Origin of the sequence: Raoultibacter massiliensis (assembly GCF_900199545.1) — a bacterium.
GTDB classification, from domain to species: Bacteria; Actinomycetota; Coriobacteriia; order Coriobacteriales; family Eggerthellaceae; genus Raoultibacter; species Raoultibacter massiliensis.
Genome location: NZ_LT962670.1, coordinates 640,849 through 665,269, shown reverse-complemented (window position 1 = coordinate 665,269; position 24,421 = coordinate 640,849). Strand labels below are relative to the sequence as shown.

17 protein-coding genes are annotated in these 24,421 nt (G+C 59.4%); 5 read left to right on the top strand and 12 right to left on the bottom strand.

All coding sequences use genetic code 11. The features are described from left to right. Positions 1 to 36 precede the first annotated feature (36 nt). Both metG and C1719_RS02710 read right to left on the bottom strand, forming a co-directional pair. The gene (metG, locus tag C1719_RS02715) at positions 37 to 1,617 is read right to left on the bottom strand and encodes a methionine--tRNA ligase (protein WP_102373678.1); all 1,581 of its coding nucleotides are present in this window, start codon (positions 1,615 to 1,617) and stop codon (positions 37 to 39) included. A gap of 98 nt (positions 1,618 to 1,715) precedes the next feature. Then, a complete protein-coding gene (locus C1719_RS02710; RefSeq protein ID WP_102373677.1) occupies positions 1,716 to 2,882 on the bottom strand; it encodes a nitrate/nitrite transporter in 1,167 nt (388 codons plus the stop codon). Positions 2,883 to 3,178: 296 nt separating this feature from the next. Between C1719_RS02710 and C1719_RS02705 the strand changes: the two genes are divergently transcribed. Further along, positions 3,179 to 4,141, top strand: a complete 963-nt coding sequence (locus C1719_RS02705; protein ID WP_245874288.1) for a coiled-coil domain-containing protein — start codon at positions 3,179 to 3,181, stop codon at positions 4,139 to 4,141. A gap of 328 nt (positions 4,142 to 4,469) precedes the next feature. Here the strand turns inward: C1719_RS02705 and C1719_RS02700 are convergent, their stop codons facing one another. From C1719_RS02700 to C1719_RS16160, 5 genes are all read right to left on the bottom strand, one after another. Beyond that, complete coding sequence (locus C1719_RS02700) at positions 4,470 to 5,960, bottom strand: DHA2 family efflux MFS transporter permease subunit (RefSeq protein WP_102373676.1); 1,491 nt, start codon at positions 5,958 to 5,960, stop codon at positions 4,470 to 4,472. A gap of 157 nt (positions 5,961 to 6,117) precedes the next feature. Next, entirely contained in the window at positions 6,118 to 6,684 is a 567-nt protein-coding gene (locus tag C1719_RS02695) for a M48 family metallopeptidase (protein WP_245874286.1), read from the bottom strand. A 61-nt stretch (positions 6,685 to 6,745) separates the two neighbouring features. Beyond that, positions 6,746 to 8,083, bottom strand: coding sequence for an MATE family efflux transporter (locus C1719_RS02690; protein ID WP_102373674.1), 1,338 nt, complete (start codon positions 8,081 to 8,083; stop codon positions 6,746 to 6,748). Between the two features lie 9 nt (positions 8,084 to 8,092). Then, the gene (rsmI, locus tag C1719_RS02685; protein ID WP_102373673.1) at positions 8,093 to 8,947 is read right to left on the bottom strand and encodes a 16S rRNA (cytidine(1402)-2'-O)-methyltransferase; all 855 of its coding nucleotides are present in this window, start codon (positions 8,945 to 8,947) and stop codon (positions 8,093 to 8,095) included. Between the two features lie 9 nt (positions 8,948 to 8,956). Next, on the bottom strand, positions 8,957 to 9,085 hold the full coding sequence (locus C1719_RS16160; protein ID WP_281255965.1) for a hypothetical protein: 129 nt from the start codon (positions 9,083 to 9,085) through the stop codon (positions 8,957 to 8,959). A 180-nt stretch (positions 9,086 to 9,265) separates the two neighbouring features. Between C1719_RS16160 and C1719_RS02680 the strand changes: the two genes are divergently transcribed. Next, complete coding sequence (locus C1719_RS02680) at positions 9,266 to 10,072, top strand: alpha/beta hydrolase (protein WP_102373672.1); 807 nt, start codon at positions 9,266 to 9,268, stop codon at positions 10,070 to 10,072. 30 nt (positions 10,073 to 10,102) lie between these two features. On the opposite strand, the gene C1719_RS02675 is transcribed toward C1719_RS02680, so the two are convergent. Together C1719_RS02675 and C1719_RS02670 are read right to left on the bottom strand one after the other, a co-directional pair. After that, positions 10,103 to 11,179, bottom strand: a complete 1,077-nt coding sequence (locus C1719_RS02675) for a putative ABC transporter permease (RefSeq protein ID WP_102373671.1) — start codon at positions 11,177 to 11,179, stop codon at positions 10,103 to 10,105. 480 nt (positions 11,180 to 11,659) lie between these two features. Next, positions 11,660 to 13,084, bottom strand: coding sequence for a helix-turn-helix transcriptional regulator (locus C1719_RS02670; RefSeq protein WP_102373670.1), 1,425 nt, complete (start codon positions 13,082 to 13,084; stop codon positions 11,660 to 11,662). Positions 13,085 to 13,320: 236 nt separating this feature from the next. Here C1719_RS02670 and C1719_RS02665 point away from each other — a divergent pair, with 236 nt between their 5' ends. From C1719_RS02665 to C1719_RS02660, 3 genes are all read left to right on the top strand, one after another. Then, the gene (locus C1719_RS02665; protein ID WP_102373669.1) at positions 13,321 to 15,042 is read left to right on the top strand and encodes an FAD-dependent oxidoreductase; all 1,722 of its coding nucleotides are present in this window, start codon (positions 13,321 to 13,323) and stop codon (positions 15,040 to 15,042) included. Positions 15,043 to 15,508: 466 nt separating this feature from the next. Then, positions 15,509 to 15,631, top strand: a complete 123-nt coding sequence (locus C1719_RS16155) for a hypothetical protein (RefSeq protein ID WP_281255964.1) — start codon at positions 15,509 to 15,511, stop codon at positions 15,629 to 15,631. Between the two features lie 20 nt (positions 15,632 to 15,651). After that, positions 15,652 to 15,906, top strand: a complete 255-nt coding sequence (locus tag C1719_RS02660; RefSeq protein ID WP_102373668.1) for a hypothetical protein — start codon at positions 15,652 to 15,654, stop codon at positions 15,904 to 15,906. A gap of 23 nt (positions 15,907 to 15,929) precedes the next feature. Here C1719_RS02660 and C1719_RS02655 read toward each other — a convergent pair whose 3' ends face one another. From C1719_RS02655 to C1719_RS02645, 3 genes are all read right to left on the bottom strand, one after another. Beyond that, complete coding sequence (locus C1719_RS02655; RefSeq protein ID WP_102373667.1) at positions 15,930 to 18,206, bottom strand: putative bifunctional diguanylate cyclase/phosphodiesterase; 2,277 nt, start codon at positions 18,204 to 18,206, stop codon at positions 15,930 to 15,932. After that, entirely contained in the window at positions 18,203 to 19,555 is a 1,353-nt protein-coding gene (locus tag C1719_RS02650) for an ABC transporter substrate-binding protein (RefSeq protein ID WP_245874285.1), read from the bottom strand. The genes C1719_RS02655 and C1719_RS02650 overlap by 4 nt, the downstream gene beginning before the upstream one ends. Before the next feature lie 175 nt (positions 19,556 to 19,730). After that, entirely contained in the window at positions 19,731 to 24,410 is a 4,680-nt protein-coding gene (locus C1719_RS02645; protein ID WP_102373666.1) for a 2-hydroxyacyl-CoA dehydratase, read from the bottom strand. Positions 24,411 to 24,421: the final 11 nt, after the last annotated feature.

The following is a 24,421-nucleotide window of genomic DNA, read 5'->3' as shown; positions in this document are numbered from 1 at the left end:
GTATCGTCCGTTGCGCGGCCCAAACAACCTAACGCCCTATTCGACGCCGAAGTCGATCGCCTCGACATCGAGGCGCGGAAAGAGCGGATCCCCTGTCTCAACGTCGTTTCCCGCCGGAAGCTGGCCCCAAGAAGTTGCCGCCTCGATATCCTCGACCGCCGTCACGTCGCCAAGCGAAAGGCGCTTGTAGACCTCGGCTGAGGTATGGGGCATGAACGGCGCCATGTACAGGGCGATGATGCGAATGGCTTCGAGCGCATTGTAGATGACCGCAGCGAGCTCGCCTGCGGTCTCTTCGCTTTTCGCTAGGCTCCACGGCGCGGATTCCTCAACGTAGAGGTTCACGCGACTTGCAAGTTTCTGCACCGCCGCGGCCGCACCCGAAAAGTCCACGAGGCTCATGCAGGCATCGTATTCGTCGTACAGCTTGTCGGATATCTCCCTCAGCGGGTTCTCGGCAGCCGAAGCGGGCGCCTCGGGCACCTTCGCATCGAAGTACTTCTTGGTCATGTTGAACACGCGCGAGCACAGATTGCCCCACGTGTTGGCGAGATCGGCGTTGTACACCTGCACCATGCGCTCTACCGAAATCGAACCATCGTGACCGAACTGCACATCGCTCATGAAATAGTAACGATAGGCATCGACGCCGAAAACCTTCACGAGGTCTTCGGGCAAAAGCACGTTGCCCTTTGATTTCGACATCTTCTCGCCCTTGGTCAGAAGGAAGCCGTGCCCGAACACCGTATGGGTGATGGGCAGTCCCGCCGCCATGAGCATGGCGGGCCAGATCACGCAATGGAAACGGATGATGTCCTTGCCGACGAAGTGGTACTGCATGGGCCAGCGCGCGTCGAACTCGCCTTCGCGCTCCGGATCGGCGTATCCGATACCGGTGATGTAGGCCAAAAGCGCGTCGGCCCACACATAGGCCACATGCCCCTGATCGAACGGCAGCGGCACGCCCCAATCGAACGTGGATCGAGAGATCGAGAGATCCTTCAGCCCGCTCTTCACGAACGAGACGATTTCGTTCCTGCGCGTTTCGGGACGAATGAAATCGGGGTTTTCCTCATAGAAAGCGAGCAGCTTGTCCTCGAATTCGGAGAGCTTGAAAAACCAGTTCTCCTCACCCGATGCCTGCTGCACGGGGCGCTTGCAGTCGGGGCACACGAACACGCCCTCCTCGTTCTTCTCGAGGTCGCTTTCGGCGTAGTAGGTTTCTTCGTGCACGCAGTACCAACCCTCGTAGGCGCCCTTGTACAGAAAGCCTTTCTCGTAGAGGTCGGTCCAGAATTTCTGCACGGTACGGGCATGACGCGGCTCGGTTGTCCGCACGAAATCGGTGTAGGTGATATCGAGCATATCCCACGCATCGCGGAACTTCGGCTCCATGGAGTCGCACCACTCAAGAGGCGTCATGCCGTTTTTCCCGGCAACCTCGGCAACCTTCTGCCCGTGCTCGTCGAGACCGGTAACGAATGCAACGTCGTAGCCGTTCATGCGCTGATAGCGCGCCACGGTATCGGCCGCAACGGTTGTGTAGGCCGTGCCGAGATGCGGAGCGGCGTTCACGTAGTAGATGGGCGTGGTAAACGAATAGGTTCCTTTTGACATGGTGTTCCTCTCATTCGGCTCTCGCGACCGATGACATCGCGCGCCTGTGCGTATGGGTGCGTGCCCGCTATTCTAGCACGGCACAGCCGCAACGCCTGCTATTCGGCGGAGGCACCACGGTGTTTTCGCGACTCGGACCTGCCGAGCCAAGCAGCCGCCGCCAAACATACGAGGACGGAACCCGCAAACGCAACGAACCCGAGCGAGCAGGACCCTGTAGCTCTAAGAAAAGCCGCAAGCACCAGCGGCGGGAAAAAGCCGCCCAGTCCGCCCATCATCGACACGATACCGTTGACGGGCCCCGCCTGACCGATGAAATACGTCGGCACGAGCTTGAACACCACGCCGTTGCCGATGCCGCAGGCGATGCTGATAATGTACACGCCCGCCATGAACAGTTCGAGGCCCGGCATCGCGGCAAGCACGAGTGCGCCTGCGGCCATGCCGGCAAACACCCCCGCAAGAAGCCTCCAGCAGTTCAGCCGATCGGAAAGCCAACCGCCAAGCACGCGCACGCATGCCGCAACGACGATGAACGCCGATGTCAGAACACCCGCCGTCACGCCGTCGATCCCGTAGGTCGACACGAGGAAGTTGGGCAAGAACACCGTGAGCGCAACGAACGCCCCAAACGTGACGAAGTAGAACAGCGAGAAGAACCAAAGCTTCTCGTCTTTCCACACCTGCTTGATTTGCTGAACGATGGGCGTCTTCACTTTAGGCTCGCTGCGATCGCCCAAAAAGAAGTTCAGGGCGATCATCGCAAGCAAAAGACCCAGATAGAATTTCACAGCAATCTGCCATCCGAACCGAACGGCGAGCACCGGCGCAAGATAAGTGGTGACCGCCGTGCCCATGTTCCCGAATCCGTAGACTCCGTTCACGAAACCGTGGCGTTCTTTCGGATAGTACTTTGGAAGCGATGTGACGCCAACCGAGAAGATCGCCCCGCCGAAACCGAGAAACACTCCCCCGATAAGCAGGTCGATGTATGTCGTTGCCTCACTCAAGAAGAAAACGGGGAACAGGAGCGCGATAAAGCTCGCAAGGAACACCGCGCGTGCACCGAGAAGATTGGCGTAATACCCGAATGGAATGCGCAAAACGGAGCCGAGTATCACAGGCACTGCAGTTACGAGGGCGAGCATATCGTCGGGAATGTATATGTCATGACTGATGAACGGCAGAAGCGACGACAGGATCACCCAAACCATGAATCCTGCGATCAGATCTAATGTTTGAAGCGGCAGCTGCGCCTTTTTCATCTCGTCTCCCCTCGCACCAAGGCGGCGCGCCCTCGGCGCGAATGCCGACACGAGCACGCCATCTGTGGCGTCTCCTCGCGGAAATGATACCACGGCCGTCCGATATAGCCCTTTTCCCAGGGTAAATGTAGGGTTTATCCCCTATGGTCGATAGACGTCAAAGCCGATCGATGGGCTTTCTCTTTCTTCGGAGAAACAAGGCCCTTCGCAGCCTCCTTCGCAAGCAACCGTGCTTATGTGCCTTTCATGACGGGTGAGGCCCCGCAAAACGACGTCAGGTATACTTCGAGATTCGTATGGCTACCTTACTTAACAAACGCACTACGCCAACGTTCGACGCCCGCAAGGCTTTCGCCTGCATCGTCGCATGCGTCTTAGCGTTCTCTCTTGCCGCCCCCCTCACAGCCAAAGCCGAAACCACCGAAATCGACGCCGAGCCCGACGAGCTGCAGCAAAAGGTCGAGCAAACCGCCCTCGATTACAATGAAGCCGTCGCCAACCTCGAATCGGTCGAGCGGCAAATCGAAGACACCCGAGCCCGAATCGACGAGCTCGCCGCCTCGCTCCCCGGCCAGCAAGAGAAGAGCGGCGACGCCATGAAAGCCCTCTACAATTTGCAGAACGAGGGCTATTCGCTGATCGACATGCTGCTTAACGTGGGCACGCTTGAAGACTTCCTTACCACCTACGAGTACATCGATCGCATCTACACGAAGAACGTGAACGAGATCAACCAGCTCGCGAATATGCAAAACGAACTCGAAGAAACCGAAAAAGCGCTTGAGGAAAAACGCCAGGATGCGGAAACGGAAAAGATTCGCGCCGAAGACGCTCTGAAGGTTGCGCAGGAAGCGCGCGAAGAAGCTCAGAAGAAAGCAGCTGAAGCGGCGGCGGCCGAGCAGAAGGCAGCCGAAGAAGCGGCAAAGGCTGCCGAAATCGAGCAGGAAAAGGCCGACGAAGCCGCGAACAGCGCCTCGGAACAGCAACCCGAATCGCCAAGCGGCGGCAGTGAAGTTGCCGATCCTCCGAGCAACGACGTTGACTGGTCGACCGACAAGCAGGCGTTCGTAAGCGAATGGACGCCCCGCATCGACGCGTATCTGGCGGGATCGCCTTTGGCGGGACAGGGGAAACCTTCGCCGAAGCCGCGTGGAACTACGGCGTCGACCCTCGCTGGTCTCCTGCCATCTCACTCACCGAAAGCTCGAAGGGCGCGCATTGCGCTTACCCGTACAACGCATGGGGCTGGGGCAGCGTAAGCTGGTCAAGCTGGGAAGAAGCAATCGATGCTCACGTGCGCGGCCTCGCACGCGGCTACGGATACACGATCTCGGTCGAGTCGGCCAAGAAATACTGCCCGCCCAATTGGGAGCATTGGTACAACACCACCCTCGCCCAGATGGAAATGATCTAGCGGCCGAGTTCGCTGCTCGGTTGTAAGGCCCTGTTCGCTGTTGAAGCGGCAGGCCAGGGCGCGAGCCCGCTCGAGATCTCTCTCGATCGACTCTTCCGCAACGTCGCACCACGCCCCCAAGGCCATGTTTTCCATCAAGCTCCGTCTATCGCTTCCCATATCGCTCGCTTTCCTCAGGCGTGTCTTACGCCAGTTTTATCTTTTCGAGGAATGAAAGCAAGCCCGATGACGAGTCCTGCGAACACGACAGCGGCCTGCACCTCGAAGCTCACCCCGAAACCGAAGAGATCGATACCGGTAGCGGTTTCGGCGTTTCCCGTCATGACGGCAACGAGAATAGAGCTGCCGATCGCCCCGAACACCTGCCGAAACGATGTCATGATGGCCGTGCCCTGGGCAAGATCGTCGGCGGGAAGAGCCGCGCATCCATGCGCCGTCATCGGCATCATGAGACAGGCAACGCCTACGATGCGGATGCCGTACGATACCGTCACGATCCAGGCGGGAGCCCCCGTCCCCAGTTTCACGAACACGAGCGTGCCGATGATAAGAAGCGCACATCCCGCAGCGATGAGCGGACGGGGCCCGTATTTGTCGAGCAGGCGCCCGGTAAGCGGGTTCAGAAAACCGAGAAGCAGGGCGCCGGGAAGAATCGTCAGGCCCGATTCCATGGCGCTTTTCCCTTGAATGTCCTGCACGAACAGTGGAACCATAATGGCTCCCACCATAAGCGCGATCTGCGTAACCACGACGAGCACAGTCGCGATGCCGAATTGCCTGTTTTTCAGACATCGCAGCTTCAGCAGCGGGTTCTCGATCTTAAACTGCCTGCGCGCAAATGCAAACAGAACCACGGTTCCGATGACGGGAAAAACGTATGCGCGCACGTCACCCAGCCCCAGCGATTCGGCCGCCGTTACGCCGATCATGAAAGACACGAATCCAACCGTGTACAGTACGGCCGAAAGCCCGTCGAACCGTTCGCGCTCGTGCTCCGCCGCATCGGTGAGAACAAAGGCCGAAGCCATCGTGATGAAGGCAACGATAGAACCCAGGATCAGAAAGATCGACTTCCATCCCCAGAAATCGATCATGAAGCCCGAAACCGTCGGGCCGATGGCGGGGGCGAACCCGATGATGAGGCCGACAAGCCCCATGGCCCGCCCGTATTGCTCCTTCGGATACACCGATAACGCAACCACCTGCACAAGAGGAAGGGCCACGCCCGCTCCCCCGGCCTGCAGAAGGCGCGCGCCGAGAAGAAGCCAGTAGTTCGGCGCGAATAAGGCTGCCGCGCATCCGATAACGAAGCAGGCCATAGCAGCGATAAACAGGTACTTAGTGTTGAATTTGCCGATAAGGGCAGCCGTCATAGCCGATATCAAGCCAAGAGTGAAGATATAGGACGTCGTAAGCAGCTGCCCGAGCGTCGCATCGACGCCGAACTGCTCCATGATGGTCGGCAGCGCAGCAATGAGCATGCTTTGCGAAAGAGAAGCGAAGAAGGTGCCCGTTATCATGACGCCGAGAACGATCATCCGCTTGCGTTTCGGCATTCCCGCTTCGATGGGGGCATCGTCAAAACGCACGTCAGAAACCTCGCCTTCGGCAAGATCGGTTTGCGCTTCTGCGGCTTGACGGGATGTTTCGGCAGCACGTTTCATATCATCATTATGAACAGGCATTCCCGCTGCCAACCGTTCGGTTGCCCGCCCGTCACGAAATTGGCGCTTCGCCGCAATGCTCGCCTTATGGCAGGATTCAAAAAAGATGCGGACGAGGTGCACTCGCAGCGGTACAACCCGAGGAGGCGCCTCACGATCACAGCTGCGCTCTTATACTGCGCCAATCGGGCAGAAACGAGTCCATCAAAGCCTTGAACCGCGGCCCGTGGCCCCGCTCGAGCAGATGGCACAACTCGTGAACGACCACGTACTCCAGGCACTCGGGCGGATACTTGGCAAGCTGTACGTTGATGCAGATCCGACCCGTCTTAGGGTTGCAGCTCCCCCATCGGCTCGTCATATTGCGATATGCGATTTTTCCCGCACGCACGCCCATAACGGGCTCCCACTTGCCGATAAGAGCCGGCACGACCGCTTCGACAACCGAGCGCCACGCCGCAACCTCTTCGGGGGAGGCGTCTTCTGCAAGGCTTCGGGGAGAATCCGCAGCCGCCTGCCTTCTTGCCTCGATCCAGCCGCGTTTTTCGCGCACGAACGCCGCAATCTGACGATCTCCCACCCAAGGCGGAGCGGATACGGAAATCGTTCCATCGGGTTTCACGCGGAGGTTGACGTTCTTGATGCGCTTGACGGTCAGCGCCACCGAAAGATCGTCAACCTGAAGCTCTCGAACCTCGAGCTTTGTGCCGGCGCCCCTTCGCACGGGCCGTCTGCCCCTTTGCGCATGAGTCGCAGGGCCTTTGCCCCGATCCGCCCTTCCATTTCTACCCAGCATGCCGACACCCCATCGCTTTCGAAAACCGAACAAGGAAGTACGCCGTCAGGCAGGCGGTTGCCGCTTCGGCCGCCGGGAACGTGATCCACACGCCAACCATGCCGAACAGCGCGGCGAACGCGAACACGAATGCGACGATAGCTACGAATCCGCGTCCGATCGAAATGGCGAGCCCGCGCCCCGGCTGTTCGACTGCGCTGAAAAACGCCGCCGAAACGATGTTGGCGCCCGCAAACAGATAGCCTGCAAAGTACAGCCGCATGCCCTCGGCGGCGAGCGCCGTCAGACGAGGATCGTCATCGCGGTTGAATGCAGCGGCCAAGGGCTCGGATAGAGCCCAGACGACCGCGATCAGAGCAAGCGATATGACGAGAGCCGTCAACAACGCATACCGCAAAACGCGTTTGAGGTTGCGCTCATCGCCCTGCGCATAATGATGCGAAGCAAGGGGTTGAATCCCCTGGGCGGTACCCACGAACAGGGCCGTTGCCACGAATGCGATGTTCGCAACGATGCCGTAGGCGGCAACGCCGATATTACCTTCGAACGAAAGGATGATGAGATTGAAGATGAGCAGAACGACGCCTCCGCTGATCTCCACGATGAACGATGAGGCGCCGAGCACAGCGAAGCCTCCCATCAAACGAACGTCAGGCAACGTCTTTACGAACTCGAACGTGTTGCGGCGCTTGAGGAAATGCACAGAAAGCACCGCCATGCTCAGCATCGGGGCGACGCCCGTGGCGAACGCCGCGCCGAACATGCCCCACCCGAACACCATGATGAAAAGATAATCGAGCGCAATATTGGCCATGCTGCCCAAAACCATGCCGCCCATCGCAAGCCGAGGGCTCCCATCGTTGCGAACAAACGGCAAAAGCACGTTGTTCATCAGGAAGAACGGAGCAAAGCCGAAAAGAACCCTGAGATATGTTTCGGTAAGGCCCACTGTATCGGAATCCGCGCCGAGCGCGTAAGAAACGGGGGCAGCGAACAGGTTGACCGCAACCAGGTACACGGCGGCAGCGAACAGCGCGAGCATGACCGCATTTGAAAACGTGCGGCTCGCCGCGTCTGCATCGCCTTGCGATTTGAACACCTGGAATTTCGTCGCGCCGCCTATGCCGAGCATGAGGCCCGTCGCCTGCATGACGGTCCATACGACGATTGCAAAATTGAGCGCCGCGAGCCCGTTTGGCCCCACCCCGTTCGCAATGAAGAACGTATCGGCCAGGATATAGGCCGACATGGCAATCATGCCGAGCACGTTCGGCGTCACGTAGCGTACAAACTGCCTGCCTACCGGCCCTTCCAGCGAGGCGTCCATCAAATCGGCCTATCCGATCGCAATGGCATAGGCATCGTTGCGGGTTATGCCGAACTCGGCCTGAATGGCAGCGGCGATATCCTTCTTCGTATGCCCGCCTTCGGCCTTGAGCTCGGAAGCACGCAAGCGTGCCGCATCGAGAGCCCGCTTCGCATCAAGCGCGCTTTCCCGCTTCGAAGGACCGCCGACAACGATGACGATCTCGCCCTTGAGAGCGCCCGCGCGCTCGCGCTCGGCGAACCGAGCGGCAAGCTCTCCCGTCCGATCGCGCACCACTTCTTCATGCAGTTTAGTAAGCTCGCGGCAAACCGCCGCTTCTCGCTCTGGATAAGCTTGAGCGATCGCGGCAAGCGCCGAGGCAAGCCGCTTCGGGCTTTCGTAGAACAGCAACGCGGCGTCGAGCGGCTTGAGCTGTTCGAGCAGCTCCGTTCGTTCGGCCTCCCTGCGCGGGAAGAATCCGCCGAAGTAGAATCGGGCGCTCTCGATTCCACTCGCCACGTAGGCGGTGGCAACGGCGGTCGGTCCCGGAAGCACTTCTACCGGCACGCCTGCCTCCTGAGCGGCACGGACCAGCCTCAGCCCCGGGTCGGACACGCCGGGCATGCCCGCATCGCTGCAATACGCAATGACCTCGCCGCACGCCACGCGATCGACTATGCGCTCGGCCTGACTCGAGAGCGCCTGTTCGTCAAGACGCTCAAGCCGCTTCGAAATTTCGAAAGCGGCAAGGAGCCTGCCCGTTATGCGCGTGTCCTCGGCGCATACGGTATCGGCCTCCCGCAGGGCGTCGAGCGCACGCGCGGGCATATCGCCGAGATTTCCCAGCGGCGTTGGGCATATGACGAGCTTACCGGTCTGCGACATGACGTATCCTTACCCCTTGCGCTTCATGAACACGAATGCGATCACAAGCGCGACAAGCGCGACAACGATGACTCCGCCGATTGCAAGCGGCATCAGGCCGTCGCCCAAACATGCCGCCGTGCACGATTCCAACTCCATTGCCGCCTCCTTTCATCGGATCAGCATATCGTGGCACAAAAACCACTCCATTGCCACCGCAACCGCCCGCATAACCACGGCTTCCATACGCTAGAATGAACCCAACGAAAGCAGACGGCATCTGCACTGTGCGTTTTTCACCGGATCCTTCGAGAATCCACCGACCCGACAGGAGTGGCAATGAACAAAGAATTTACCGAAGCGACCTTCGACAACGTTCTGCTCTGCGGAAAGAACGATGCACCGAGCGATCCGAAAGCCGTTGTCGTCATCGTGCACGGACTTTGCGAACATTACGGCCGATACGACTACCTCGTCGCCAAGCTCAACGCCGCCGGCTATGCCACGGTTCGCTTCGACCATCGCGGCCATGGGCGATCCATGGGAAAGCTCGTGTACTTCGCCGACCGCGAGGTTATCGTCAAGGACATCGATCTGTTCGTCGAAGCGGCAAAGCGGGCGTTTCCCGGGTTGCCGATTTACATGATCGGCCATTCCATGGGAGGTTTCGGCGCGGCGAGCTACGGCACGGCGCACCCGGAAAAGCTCTCCGGCTACGTGCTCTCCGGCGCATGGACGCGCGATCACAAAGGCCTTGCCCTCGTCGACGACTCCCTCGATAGCGCCTCATACCTGCCCAACGAACTTGGAGACGGCGTCTGCTCCGACCCAGCGGTCGTGAAGGCCTATCAGGAGGACAAGTTCGTCGCCAAAGAGATGTCGGTCGGCCTTTTGCGCGCCGTGCATCAAGGGCACAGCTGGCTCAAAGAGAACGCCGCCGCATTTTCAGATCCGGTGATCCTGCTTCACGGCGGCAACGACGGGCTCGTCGCCCCCGAAGACAGCCTCGACATGTTCGAAGAAATCTCGTCGACGGATAAATCGCTTCGCGTATACGCAGGGCTCTGCCACGAAATATTCAACGAGTTCGACCGCGATCTCGTCATCCGCGATGCAATCGAATGGCTGGACAAGCGGGCGGGCTAGCCGCAAATCCCCCGATCAGCCGCATCCGAATCAGCCTTCCGCTTCCTTGCCGCCCAGATCGAGCGTCAACGTGGTATCCATGCCGTCGGAAGACACCTCTACGCCGGAAGACGCGAAGGTCGCAAGATACAAAAATGCGAGAATGGCAAACCCTACCAGAATGCCCGCGAACGCCGTGTTCACCGCATCCTTCGGCAGCTTGCGCAAGCCCGACTCCATCGCAGGGTAGATTACCCACGTCATGAGCGTTGCCGCGACGCCGAACGCCACGGCGTTCTGCAGGCACACCTGCCCCATGAAGTTGCCGAACATGCCGCGGTAGTCCCACAGCGCGTAGTCCATGTTGAGCGCAAGGCCCATCACCAACTCGATGAGCGTGCACACGAACGCATTGATCACAAAGCTGATGAGCAGCGGGGCCACGCGGCTCCTGATGCGCTTCTCAAGCGCGTTCTTGATGGGGTAGAACAGGAGCACGCATGCCACCGCACCCACGCCGTACACGGGAAAGGGATAGAGCCAATCCGACCAGATCTGCGAGGCGGGATCGTAGATGCCCGGCAGGATGCCGTATTTGATAAGCGTGCAGTACGCTGCCTCCATCCAGTGCCCCACGACGCTGAACACGCAGAAGTACATGATGAGGTTGCGCCAAAACTCCCAGGTGCGCGGCCGATAGTAGCCGATCTCGCGCTCGAGCTCCTCGCCTTTGGCGGCGGCGGTGAACGGCTCCGTGAGCACCGCCTTCGCGCGGCGCGACGTGAGGAAGTACGCGATCAGGATGATGTCGAAGAAGGAAAGCAGCGCTTGGTCGAGCACGTCAAAGGTGCCCGCCCCGATGTTGACACCCGTACCGATAACAATGTTGAACAGGCAAAACGAAATGATGAGCACACGCGCCGCGCGCTTGCGCTGCCAGATGAGCCAAAAGCTCATCGCCTCGAAGATGAGGTTCAGGTAATCGAGCACGTCTGCGAACCCGAGCGTGTAGTTGCCCTTGATGAGGAACACCGACAACGCCAAGGTGAGCAGGATGTTGAAAAGAAATACCACCTGCAGAAAACGCATGAAGCCGAGCTTCTTGGGATTGCTGAAATCGCGAGCCATAACCGCCTTTCTTTTCGGGTACGACTCCACAATGCAACACCCAATACAGCAAAAGAGCAACAAACCCCGCAGCGAAGAGCATCCTTCCGCCGTTGCGCCGATACCGACGCCACCTCGCGAGGCGCCCGACGGCGACTCGGAGATCCGAACCGATAAACAAGCGCACACCGAAAGCGGCTCGGCAGCGGAAAGCGGCGAATCTGCACGGTTTTTGCCAGATTCATACACGCAGATTCAGCCTGCTTTCCCTGTATCGTTCTCTCGCTCCTATGAACTGGGGAAACGGATCGTAGGTTTCCCCCAAACGCACTTTGGGGCAGCACCAGGTGCTAAAAAATGTATGAATCTGGCAAAAACCGTGCAGATCGAAGCGATCGGGCCGACACGGCTAGCGCTGGCGAGACCAGCATCGCGCACATGGGGACGAACGCCACCCCGAAATCGCCTGCGACGGAAAACGCAAGGGAAAGCACCCGAAAGCTATGCCTCGACCAGCTCCTGCAACTCCCGCTTGCTGTGCACGCCCAGTTTCGCATACAAATGCTTGGAGTGCCCCTTGACGGTACTCTCAGCGATGAAGAGCGTTTCGGCAATATAGGCTTTCGACCGGCCTTTGCAGATCATCTGCATGATTTCAAGCTCGCGGGGACTGAGCCCGTACTGCTCGGCAAGCGCGCTGCACCGCTCATCGATCGAAGCAAAATCCTCAGGTGGGGTCGTACGCGCATTGAGATCGGCGAAGATGTAGCGCATATCGGAATCCCTATTGCCCAAACATACGGCGACGACGATCGACATCGCGTACATGAGAACAAACGCCACTCTGAAATCACCTAGTTGGCCCAAGGCGAAAGCGGGAACAACGACTGCACCGCCGAACAACGGCACGGCATAGGCAAGCCACCCGAAAGCGAACACGAGCACTGGATTCAAATCGCTGTGCCGGGCGATGTCGGCGCAGGTAAGCCAGACGAACAAAGTGATAAAGTTGAACGAGGCCGAAATAAGGGCGTCTTCGTAGTAGAAATCGCCAAGCAACACGTTCATCAACAACACCGTACCAAGCGCGAGCAGGATGAACCGCCAAAGCTGTACGAAATCGAACGAGCCGTTCCATTTGAACACCCATACAAGCACGAGCGTCGAGAATACGACCTCGACGGCTCTGCCAACGAAGAATATCAGCGGTGAAGATGTTTCCGCCGGGCTTTTGAGCAGCGCCAGAAGAACGGCGTTCGTCAAGCTGAAAGCGACGATCACGATGACCGCCTTCCAAAGGCTCGCATAGTTTTTCGCACTATAGCGAATGCGAACGGGCTCGTATGGTGGAACATGGCGCAACGAGCGTCCAATGCACCACGAGGACACGAGGGGCAAAACGGTTATCGCCGCAGTGCTCGCCACGGACGGAAGGAAGAACAGCGCCATCTTCGCAACCGACGCGATAATCCCACTTCCAAACAAATAGAGCACTGCCCGCTTTACGTCTATCCGAGAAAAGAAAATGCCCCATTGCAGATAGGCGACGGCAATCCCCGCGCCTCCCACAACCATGGCCGCACCACCGAACAGCGTATTCGCAGCATCCATATTCGCTATCGCCACAAACACCGTCGCAACGGCCATGCAGCACCCCGGTGCCCACGCAGCCAACGTCCCGACCGCCAAAGCTACCTTGCCCGCTCGGCCCGAACCCAGAACAATCCCGATAGCCACGATGAAAACAGCCGACATAACGCCGAACAAACCCTGCCACACGAACCCGTCAGGCAGATTCGAATTGTTGTTGCTCACCCAAAGCCGCCACACATAAAGCGTCCAAAGCCCGAAATACGACCAATGGAGCCACAGCCCGCCTTTGCTTCGAGAGGCTTTCGCTTGCGGATCGCGAACACCAGAAGCCACACCCACCTCCTTGCTCTTGCACTGCTACGAAGTGTAGCGTTTTTCCCGCTTCTCTGCGTACCTCGAAGTACGCAAACCCAAAACACCCCTTTTAGGGGGAGGGCGTTGCCCCCTTCTGGAGCTGGTTCGACAACGCCTCGCCTCGCATGATGAATGCGCACCGGAATGCGGTCCCAACCGTGGGAGGCCGCAAGATGCAACACCGATCGTCATCGTACATAAGGAAGGGATGCACCATGGAATTCAACCAGAGTCGCCGCAGTTTTCTCAAGACAACGGGAGCCGCCGTCGCGGGAGCCGCAGGAATAGCAGCCTTCGGCCTAACGGGATGCGCTGCAAGCCAAAGCGCCAACGCCACCGTCGACTCGGACACGTCTTCGCTTCCCGAAGGCTTTACGCAGGCGGATTTCGACGATTCGAGCGTCATCCTCGAACCGATCACGAGCTTCGATGAAGAGAAAACCTATGACATCGTCGTCGTAGGAGCGGGTACGGCGGGCATGCCCGCCGTCTTGACCGCACTCGAAGAAGGCGCAACCGTCGCCTGCCTACAAAAGGAATCCACTGCCATCGCGCAAGGCGGCGGCGACGGCGGCATCTGCCTCGAAGCATCAACTGAAGTCGGCGTTTTGCAATGGCTTCAGGCTTGGCGCGAATCGTGCAACTACCGCGTGAACATGGACCTCGCTCGCTTCTTCGCCTATCACTCGGGCGAAACCTCAATGTGGATGGCAAAGCAGTCGAAGGCCGCCGGATATCCGCCCGTCGACTCCTGGTCGCTCCACTTCGAATTCGCCGACGGAAACTACGTCACGCAGACCAAAAACGCATTCGGTGTAAAGCCCGAGAACAACGGAAACCTCGTGCGCGCGCTCGCCGACTACGCTGAAACACTTGGTGCCGACATGTACTACAGCACGCCCGGCGTACAACTCGTTATGGACGGCGATCGCGTTGCAGGCGTTGTAGGCCAAACCAAAGACCGCAAATACATCAAATTCAACGCGACGAAAGGCGTCATCCTCGCAACGGGCGACTACCAGAACAACAAGTCGATGATCTCGCGCTTCGCGCCCGACCTCTCCCGCTTCACCTGCAAACAGACGAACAAGACCGGCGACGGCATCCTCATGTCGGCGATGGCAGGCGGCTATATGAGTCCCGTCGGGCACAGCAAGCAGATGCACGACATGGACGCGGGCCCCTACATGATGATCGACATCCCGTTTCTGGCCGTCAACGAAAACGGCGAGCGATTCATGAACGAGCAGGTTCCCATGCATTATTGGGACGAGACGCTGCGATACCAAGATGCCGAGGATCCCGGCAAATTCTGCCGCATCTTCGACAACAACTACGTGGAGGCGGCTACCGAATGGGGCTACAAGCCGACAGATCGCGAATCTCTGCTCAAGTACGTTCCCGGCGCCGTCGAAAATCCCACGGGAGTCATAACCGACCTCATCGATACGCATCGTTGCGACACACTTGACGAACTGGCCGAAGAGCTCGGCATCCCCGCCGAGAACCTTAAAGAGAGCGTCGCCCGCTACAACGAGCTGTGCGAATCGGGCGAAGACACCGATTTTGGCAAGGAGAAGAAGTACCTCAGCCCCATCGTGGAGCCGCCATTTTGGGGAATCCACCAGTGGATCCGCCTCACCGCCATGTGCTGCGGCATCAAGGTCGATGCCAACTACCAGGTCGTCGACACGGAGAATAATCCGATCGTCGGCCTCTACGCCGTCGGCTTCGGCGCGGGCGACATGTGCGGCGACGGAGACTGGTCGCTGTACATGGGCAACATGTCATGCGGCTCGTGCATGACCTCAGGGCGCTACGCCACCATCCACGCGCTCACCGGCGACCTCGTTCCCAGCCATCCCGCAAGCTGGGAGGAAACCAAGAACGCCGAGGGCTACCGCAAAGACGAGTGGCTCGCCGAGCACGACGCGTAAATCCGCTTGCAAGCCGAATCGGCGACGCGACGCGAAACTGCCGCACGAACAACAAAGAAGCACGGGCGCCCGAACAGCGAAACTCTTACGGGCGCCCGCCTTGCCTTTCGAACCCCCACCGCTTTGCCTGTTCGAGCCCGCCCATCGCACCAGCCCGCCGAACAGCGCCCCATCCGCTACCGCAGCGGCCGCATCATAGGACTCGCCACCGAAGAAAAGCCATCCCGGCGTCAGTCCGCGCGCATGGCGGCGCAGGCCAAAGGAAACAGTTTGTCCGCCTGAGACGGCGGCCCGACATCCTGGCAACGATACGGTATCGGCTCGCCGCATTAGCCAACGGCTCCTTCACAGACGGCTTTCACCTCATCTCCAATCGATATGCCAGACCGTTTGGCCAGCCACGATCTGATAGGGTCTGATAAACGATTTCGGCACCGTTGCCGACGCAGCCCTGGAAGGAGGAGCCATGTACGACCCCGTATCGAGAACATTCGCCGTCAACCTCTGGACTTACAAGCAAGGCTTTTTCCAAAGGCTCTTCGCCCGCAGAGCGAAAGCCATCTCCGCACGCAGCACCATGCGGTTCTAAGCAACAACGGAAGGAACACTATGAAAAACGTACTCATTTTTACAGCCGCCATCGGCGCAGCCTTTATCGTGGGATCGAAGATCTTCGGCAACGGGCCGAAAGAAACCGCCGGAGCGATGGCCGAAAGCGCCTCGAATGCAATCGGCGGAGCAAAGAAAAAAGCAACCCGAGCCGTCTCCCATGCGAAGGAAAAGGCTTCGAAGGCGTCGGCAGCTGCGAAAACGGTCGCCCACGACGCCGGCGATGCCGTCAAGGAGGCGGTTGACAAAGCCTAAACGAACGCAGAAAGGCGTCGGCTCTACCGTCCGTCATCGAGCAGCCGGTAAAACTCCTCAACCGCAAGCGGCTTCGAGAAAACGAATCCCTGGACCATATCGCACGAGGTGGTCTGGATGAACGAGAGCTGCTCGGAGGTTTCGACGCCTTCCATGACCGTCTTCATTTCAAGTTTCTGCGCCATGTCGATGATGGTTTTCACCACGACCTTGCCCTTGTCTGAAGCAGTGCGATCGAACAGGAAGGCGCGATCGAGCTTCAAAACGTCGGCGGGCAGATCCTTCAGCGCGTTGAGCGACGATTCTCCCGACCCGAAATCATCGATAGAGCAGCCGAATCCCGCCGCGCGCAACCGATCGATCACATCGATTGCGCTATCCATATCCTCGAGCACCATGCTTTCGGTAAACTCGAGTTCTACTATGCCGTCGGGTATGCCGTATTCATCCTTGATCCCGATGTACCTCGCCACGAAATCGGCCTGGTACAGATGGAGTCGCGATACGTTGATGGAGATGGGGACAACGGGTTTGCCTTTGTCGATCCATGTTTTCAGATCGCGGCAAACCGCACGGAACACGTACTCGTCAAGCTCGAGAACGAATCCATTCTGCTCGAAAAGAGGAATGAACTCTATCGGACCCACTACGCCCTCCCCCGGCCTGCTCCATCGCACAAGCGCTTCGCCGCCGAGAACGCACGTGCCATCGGTGCTGAACTTCGGTTGGATCATCGGGAAGAACTCACCCGCAGCCAGCGCGGCCTCCATAGCGGCCTCGATATCGGCCTTCCGCAGCATCGCATCGCGCATGGAGGCGTTGAACATGCACACGTTCTCTCCCGTTTGCCGACCCTCGGTTTTCGCCATGCGCGCACGGTCGGTCAGCTCGTTCACCGCAGCATCCGGCGAATCCTCCGAACAGCATACTCCCACATGAAGCGAAAGGGGCCTTCCGGCAGCGATTATGTCCTCGGCGCGTTTGACGATCTCACGGCATCGCGCAACCATGTCGGCGGGCTTGCCGCACGAACAGAACATGATGAAATGATCGGCGGCAGTACGGCTGGCAAAGCCATCGCCGCCGCAAACGTCTTTGAGAATGGCTGCGACTTCGCAAAGAACCTCGTCGCCGCGGCGATAGCCATCGACATCGTTGATAAGCTTGAAGTCGGCGATGTTGAGATAAGCAACCGCGAAACCGCCGGCAGCACGATGGCCCGTCGCATCGGCCGAGGCGACGAAGCGGCGGGAGCGCTCGCGCCACGCATTCAGCTGGGCGTTGCCCTCAAGTTCGAATTTGCTGCTGCTGTAGAGCCCCGTCAGTTTGTCGAAATAGGCCATGCGCTCGATTTCCCTGCGATGGGTGCTGCTCGTGCGCCAGTACATCGCAAGCACGATAACGGACCCGACGAGCACGGCGGCGCACAGGGCGAACGTCGCTTCGAGAATCGTATTCGCCTGTTCCATGACCACGTTGTTCGGAATGACCGAAACGAGGTCCCAGCCATCGGTGCTGTCAAGCGGCGCATAGCAGAACACGTAGTCTTCCCCAAGGTAGGTAAACAGGGCCACGCCGCTCTTTCCCTGTTCGAGAGCCGATCGAAAAGACTGGATCACTTCAGGATCGTTGCCCTCTTCACCCACGATATCGTAAATGCTCGTAATCGTGCGGTTGCTGTTGCGATGAGCCGATCGTATTACGATGTCGCCCCCCCCCGCGTTCACAACATACGAGAACCCCTGGTTGGCGAAAAACGACAGCGAATACCGATCGGCGACTTCCTGCAGCGGTTTTGACTTGCGCACGAGCCCCGGCACCCCGTCGGCAAACGTGAACTTCTCGTAGACGCCGATCGACTTCACTCCGGTAGCCTCGTCGAGAAACGGATCCTGAACGCCGCGCTCGGCATGCTGTTCGATCTCGGCAAACTGCTCTTCGGTGATCGTTACCGCGTGGTCGCCGCTGCTGGTTCGCCGCACTTCCCCCGTCTCGAGATCAACGCACAGATAGGTCGATTCGCTATCGTTTCCGTCGAACAGCGCGATCTTCTCGTCGACGATCTCTGCATCGGAAGAGCTCTGCGCAGCCAGCTCGTCAGCGAACAGATCGAGTGTATCGAGGTCTTTTTCGAAATACGTATCGAGCGCGTTTTGGCCTTGCGTCGTCACCTCGAGGATATCCGTCACCGATTTTTCCCACAGCGAATCGTGCACGAAAGCCGCAAACGCAAGCAACCCCGCCACGATGCACAGAGTAACGAAAACGGTTGTCACGGTAACCGACGCGCGCAGTTTCACGAAGCATCGCCGGTTTCTGCAGTAATCAGGGAAAGAAGCATCGCTTCGGCCTCTTGGGCGGTGGCGCCGCCCAGCATCGCCACGACGCACTGGCGCGCGTTTTCCCAAATGGGGAAACGCAGATTGTCGTCCGAGGCGATAACCGCCCCGCCCTGGGAGAACGCCGCGGCAAGCGGCTGCACCGATGGCTCCCCGGGAGCCGCATTGCCCTTCAGCGGACTGAACGAGCACTGGCTGCCCGCGAAGCTCTCGATCGAATCCGGCTGCGTGAAAAACGACACGAAATCCTTTGCCTCGTCCACGTGCGGACTGTCGGCGTTCACGCTCACGCGGGTGTCGACATTCACGACGAGAACCGATCGATCGTCGAGCACGGGATAGGGATGCACCTCAAAGGCAAGCTCGGGAGCCAGATCGCGCATGCGAGCAGCGGCCCATGCCCCGGTGAGCATGAACGGAAAGGCGCCCGTTGCGAACTGCTCGAGGTCATCGGCTGTTTTTTCCGTTTCGAGCGCAAGCGGGGCATCCACCCAGCCGTTGGCGACGATGCGCTCGACAACATCGAACCCCTTGCGAAGGGCAGAGGCGAGCAACGCCGGATCGTCGTTGAAGGATGCGATGGCCGCCTCGCCGTCGCTCGCATAAACCGAAGCGAGACCGCAGGCGATGGCCACCGTTTTGAGCGAGATGTCGTTATTGGCGACAAGGGGAACGACCCCTGCCGCAGCGAACGCTTCGCAGGCCCGTTCGAACTGGGGAAGGGTTTCGGGAACATCGATTCCGTAAGATGCAAGCAGGTCGGTGTTGCAGTACAAACCGAATGCGGAAATCGAAGTGGGGACGTAATCGATAACGCCCTCGGATCGCATTTGCCCCAAAGCGAGATCGCTCATCAGGTCGATCGTTGGAAGATCCGAGAGGTCGGCGAGGTATCCCGCCTCCTCGAACGCAAGCGCCGTATCATGGTCGACCATAAACACATCATCGCCGAAGCCAGACGAGAGGCGCTTTCCAAGGGCGTCGAAATAGGGGCGGCTCTTAACGCCCTCGTAAACGATGGATACATCCGCATGCGCGTCCATGTAAGCGCGCAGAATGCCCTCGATGGCGACGACGTTCAGCGATTCGTACTTGAATCCGAAAAACGTGAGACGGACGGCAGCCTCTTCGACTTCGGGGGCGTCGACGACGACGTTCTTGCCCGAAGAGCATCCGCTCAGCGAAGGAAAGCACCCCGATGCCAGGGCAGCGCAGGCCAGCATTGCGAAAGAGCGCCGCGTCAGCATCGAAGACCGGGGGCGAAACCCGGAATCGACGGACACATCGAGTCTTCTCGCAGCTTTCTTCACGTCGGCCATCCCTGATCGGTCGGCAAAATCGCCGAGCAACAGCATCACCCTTATGGTACCTCAAATATAAGCTTTTTGCTCATAGTATATCGGCGCATCAACGCGTGGGGCCCGTTGATGCGCCGACAGGTGCACTTTGGATGATTAGCCGAGACAGCTTGATTCCGTGTAGCGCTTACGCCTTCTCGGTTTCGTATTCCACGTTACCCACAGCTTCGCTTTCCGGTGCCGGCCTCTCGGATTTCACGAACGCGTCGCGCGTCGCCTTCGCCTCGCCCACCTTTTCAGCGAGGTTCGCCTTCGCAACCGAAATCATCAGCTTGATGCGGTTGAGCTGGTTGACCTCCGAAGCGCCCGGATCGTAATCGACCGCGACGATATTGCTTTCGGGATAGCGACGGCGCAGTTCCTTGATAACCGCCTTGCCCACCACGTGGTTCGGCAGGCACGCGAAGGGCTGCGTGCACACGACGTTCGGCGCGCCCGTACGGATGAGTTCGACCATTTCGGCCGTCAAAAGCCATCCCTCGCCCATCGAGTTGCACAGGGAAAGGATCTCGCTTGCATACTCGGCGAGCTCGTAGATGCTCGCGGGAGGCTCGAATCGGCTCGATCTCTCAAGGGCTTTCGTCACCGGGGAGCGGAATTTCTCGAGCACCTTGAGCGCGATGCGGCTGCCGAACGCCCCCTTCGAACTGCGCCCGAGCGGATCTTTCTGGAAGATCGCGCCTGCGATGCCGAACAGGAAGAACTCGATCAGGCCGGGAACGACAGCCTCGCATCCCTCGCGCTCGATCACGTCGATGATCTGATTGTTCGCCGTAGGATGGAACTTGACGAGGATCTCGCCCACCACGCCGACACGGGGCTTGGTGCCCTCGCCCTCAAGCGGCAGCGTATCGAAATCCTCGACGATCTTGCGGACGGTGCGCTTGAAATCCCCGCGCGTCGTACCCTTGGCCAGCTGCTTTTTGCACGTGTCCATCCAGTAGTCGAACAGGCGCGTCGCGCTGCCGCTCTCAACCTCGTAGGGACGCGTGCGGTACAGGCACATCATGAGCAGATCGCCGTAGCAGAGCGCGTAGATCGCCTGCAAGAGCATCTTCGGCGTGATCTTGAAGCCCGGATTCTCTTCGTCGAGCTTCTTGAACGAAAGAGAGATGACCGGGATATGTTCGAGTCCCACCGATTTGAGCGCCTTGCGGATGAGAGCGATGTAGTTGGTTGCACGGCAGCCGCCGCCGGTCTGCGTGATGATGATGGCCAGCTTGTCGGTGTCGTAGCGTCCGCTCATGACCGCTTCCATAACCTGGCCGGTCGTAAGGATGGACGGATAGCAGATGTCGTTGTTGACGTACTTCAAGCCCGCATCGACCGCACCGTGATCGACCGAGGGAAGCAGTTCGAGGTTGTATCCGAACCTGTGGAAGATATCGATCAGAAGCTCGAAGTGAATCGGGGCCATCTGCGGGGCGAGAATGGTATAGCCCTGCTCCTTCATCTCCTCGGTGAACTGCACGCGTGCAAACTCGGTCGGCGAGCCCTCGCGCTGCTTGAGGGCTTCGGCAGCCTGGGGGTCGGCCTTCTCGGTAAACGTATCGGGAACGACCTGCGCACCCGCGAGCTCGGAAGCGATCCGCCCTTCGGTCGCCCCGGTCTTCTTGTCGAGCGCGGCTTCGGGTGTAACCGAAAGCGATTCGAGGATGGCGCTTGCCGCCGGACAGCCCCGGTTCATGTCTGCGGATTCCGCCTCTTCGTCGGCCTGGTCCTTCAGCGCGGCCAACAGGCTCCGAACGCGGATGCGCGCAGCTCCGAGATTCGATACCTCGTCGATCTTGAGCACGGTGTACACCTTGCCGGCCGCTTCGAGGATCTCCTGCACCTGGTCAGTCGTGAGCGCATCGAGCCCGCACCCGAACGAATTCAGCTGGATGAGATCGAGGTCCTTGCGCTCCGTGGCGACCTTCGCGGCCGCGTAGAGGCGCGTATGGTACATCCACTGGTCGACCACGCGGATCGGCCGCTCGAGCGTTCCCAGATGAGCAACCGAATCTTCCGTGAGCACGGCAAGGCCGAAGCTGGTCAGAAGCTCGGGAATCGCATGGTTGATCTCGGGGTCGTTATGGTACGGACGGCCGGCCAGCACGATGCCGTGCGTACCGGTTTCCTCCATCCAGGCAAGCGTTTCGGTGCCCTTGGCGCGGATGTCGCGCTTGAAGGCTTCGTCTTCGGCCCAGGCCGCATCGACTGCGGCATCGACCTCGGCCTGCGTCGGAGCCGCAACGCCTGCGCCCATGAGTTCGGGATGCTCTTCGACAAGCTCCACGAACAGGCGCTTTTTGAGGTGCTCTTTTTGATCGTAAGGCAACCACGGATTCAGGAACACCGTTTCCGAATCACGCAGCTCGTCAACGTTGAGGCGCAGGGCTTCGGGATAGCTTGCAACGATCGGGCAGTTGAAGTGGTTACCGGCGCCTTCGTCTTCCTGGCGCTCCCATTTCGAACAGGGAAACCAGATGAAATCGGGGTGCTTGTCGAGCAGGTTCATGATATGGCCGTGGGAAAGCTTGGCCGGGTAGCACACGCTTTCGGACGGCATCGATTCGATGCCCGCCTCGTAGGTTTTCTTGGTCGAGGGGTCGGAAAGAACCACGCGGAATCCGAGCTGGGTGAAAAACGTGAACCAAAACGGGTAGTTCTCGTACATGTTGAGCGCACGCGGAATACCGACCGATCCGCGAGGGGCTTCTTCGGCCGCAAGCGGCGCATAGTCGAACAGCCGCTTGCTCTTGTACTCGTAGAGGTTCGGCACGTTCTTGCTCTCGTCGAGCGTTCCCGCACCCTTCTCGCATCGGTTACCCGTAATGAAACGGCGGTGTTTTCCAGTCGCCTCATCCTTACCGAAATCGTTCACCGTCAGCAGGCATGAATTCGAGCAGCCCTTGCAGCGAACCGTGCGGTGGGTCGGGCTGAGGCTCTCGAGCTGGGCAAGCGATAGCATCGATGTTTCCACGGTCCCGCGGCTGCCCATGCGAAGAACGTCTTCGTCGTAGCGATCGCGCGCGAGGAGGGCGGCACCGTAGGCGCCCATGTTGCCCGCAATGTCGGGGCGCACCGCGTTCACTTCGGAGAGCTGCTCGAAGGCGCGCAGCACGGCGTCGTTCAGGAAGGTGCCGCCCTGCACGATGACCTTCTCGCCCACATCGTGGGGATCGCGAATTTTGATGACCTTGAACAGGGCGTTCTTGATGACGGAAATCGCTAAGCCAGCTGCAATGTCGCCAACCGTCGCGCCCTCTTTCTGCGCCTGCTTGACGCGGCTGTTCATGAACACGGTGCAACGGCTGCCAAGATCGACGGGGTTTTCCGCCTCGATGGCCGTGCTTGCGAACTTCGCGACATCGAGATTGAGACCCGTGGCAAAGCTCTCGATGAAGCTTCCGCAACCCGACGAGCACGCCTCGTTGAGCATGATGTGGTCGATCACGCCGTCTTTGACGCGCAGGCATTTCATATCCTGACCGCCGATATCGAGAATGAACTCGACACCGGGCAGCATCTCCTGGGCGCCGCGCAGGTGGGCGACCGTTTCGATTTCGCCCGAATCGACGCGCAGCGCCTCGAGCAAAAGCCCCTCGCCGTAACCGGTGACGGTCGCATGCCCTATGCGCACGAGCGGTTCGCCCGTTTCGGCATCGACGGGAAGCGCATTGTACATATCGGCGAGAGCGGACTTCGCGCATCCGAGCACGTCGCCCTTGTTGCTCGCATAATGCGTCCAAAGAAGGCTTCCATCTTCCGCGATGAGCGCAGCCTTGAAGGTAGTCGATCCCGCATCGATGCCGAGATACGCCACCCCTTCGTACTCCATAAGCTCGCCGCGGCGCACGCGCTCGCCGCTGTGGCGCTCCTTGAATTCGGCGTAATCGGCTTCGCTCGCAAACAGCGGAGCAAGCCTGACCACCTCGGAACCTTGGATGTCGCCGAGGTTTTTCAGCCTTCCGACCACGTCCTCAAGGCGCTCCGCCTTTGCTTCGTGGCCCGCCAGGGCGCAGCCGCAGGCAACGAACAGATGGGCGTTTTCGGGAACAATGGTGTGCTCGTCATCGAGGCTGAGCGTTTCGTAGAAACGTTTGCGCAGCTCGGGCAGGTACTGCAAGGGGCCGCCGAGGAACGCGACGTTGCCGCGGATGGGGCGGCCGCACGCAAGGCCCGAGATGGTCTGGGTCACGACCGATTGGAAGATGGATGCCGCAATGTCCTCTTTGCGGGCACCTTCATTCAAAAGCGGCTGCACATCGGTTTTCGCAAACACGCCGCAGCGGCTCGCGATGGGATAGATGGTCGTATGGTTCTGAGCGAGCTCGTTCAAGCCGCCCGCATCGGTGTTGAGCAGCGCCGCCATCTGATCGATGAACGCGCCGGTACCGCCTGCGCACGTACCGTTCATGCGCTGTTCGATACCCTGGTCGAAGTAGATGATCTTCGCATCCTCACCGCCGAGCTCGATGGCCACGTCGGTCTTGGGAATAAAGGTTTCAACTGCGGTCTTGCTTGCGATGACTTCCTGGACGAACTCGATGCCGAGCCATTGGGCAAGCAGCAGCCCGCCCGATCCGGTGATGGCGATGGTCATGGCTTTATCGCCGTATTCCCGCGCCGCCTCCTCGAGCACCTCGATGATCGTCGCACGCACGTCGGCATGATGACGACGGTATATGGAATAGCGGACGGCGTTCTTGTCGTCGAGAATCGCCAGCTTCACGGTGGTCGACCCCACATCGATGCCGATGTGCAGGATTTCGTTTCCCTGTTGTACGGACTCGGTGGTCACGATTTTCTCCTTCAGCTGCATACTGACTGCTT